Annotated in this window: 1 protein-coding gene; it reads left to right on the top strand. The window is 72.4% G+C overall.

Going from position 1 to position 866, the window contains the following annotated elements; genetic code table 11:
- A partial coding sequence (locus tag Q2100_RS31485) for an SDR family oxidoreductase (RefSeq protein ID WP_302917158.1) occupies nucleotides 1-700 on the top strand: 700 nt, incomplete at its 5' end.
- Nucleotides 701-866: the final 166 nt, after the last annotated feature.

Raw genomic sequence — 866 nt, 5'->3', positions numbered from 1 at the left:
GGGCGCCGCCGTCGCGGTCACCGGCCGGTCGCAGGATGCCCTGGCCGCCACCGCGGCGCGCGTCGAGGAGGCCGGCGGGAAGGCGCTGCCCCTGGTGTGGGACCTCGGCGACGCCGACCGTCGGGAGCCCACGGTGGCCGAGGTGGAACGCACCCTCGGGCCGATCGACATCCTGGTCAACAACACCGGCGGTCCGCCACCCACCCCGGTGGCCGGCCAGGACGACGCCACCTGGCGGGACAGCTTCGAGAAGATGGTGCTGTCGGTCATCGCGCTGACCGACCGGGTGGTGCCGGGCATGCGGGAACGCGGCTGGGGCCGCATCCTGACCTCGACGTCGTCGGGCGCGCTCAGCCCGATCCCGAACCTGGGGCTGTCCAACACCTTGCGGGCGAGCCTGCACGCCTGGTCGAAGACCCTCGCCGACGAAGTCGGGCGGGACGGCATCACGTCGAATGTGATCGTGCCGGGCCGCATCGCCACCGACCGCACGCAGTTCCTCGACGAACGCCGGGCGGCCCGCGAGGACCGCAGTGTCGAGGACGTCGCACGCGACAGCGCCGCCACCATGGCGCTGGGCCGGTACGGCAGGCCCGACGAGTACGCCGACGTGGCGGCCTTTCTGTGCAGCGACCGCGCGTCCTACATCACCGGCGCGGTGATCCGCGTCGACGGCGGTCTGATCGGCAGCGTCGTCTGAATCAACTTCAACACTTCGTTCAAGGGGAGTTCCGTTGCGCCTTCGTACCGTTCGACTCGATGACCGACCCACCGCCTGCGTCGCACTGGCCGACGGCCGCCTGGCCCTGGTGGACCGCGTGCTGCCCGGCGCGCCCGGCGACCTGATGGCGCTGCTCGAGGCCGGC

Origin of the sequence: Mycolicibacterium arseniciresistens (assembly GCF_030519285.1) — a bacterium.
GTDB lineage: Bacteria > Actinomycetota > Actinomycetes > Mycobacteriales > Mycobacteriaceae > Mycobacterium > Mycobacterium arseniciresistens.
Note: the sequence above shows the minus strand (reverse complement) of the source record. Positions and strands in the feature narration are given on the sequence as shown.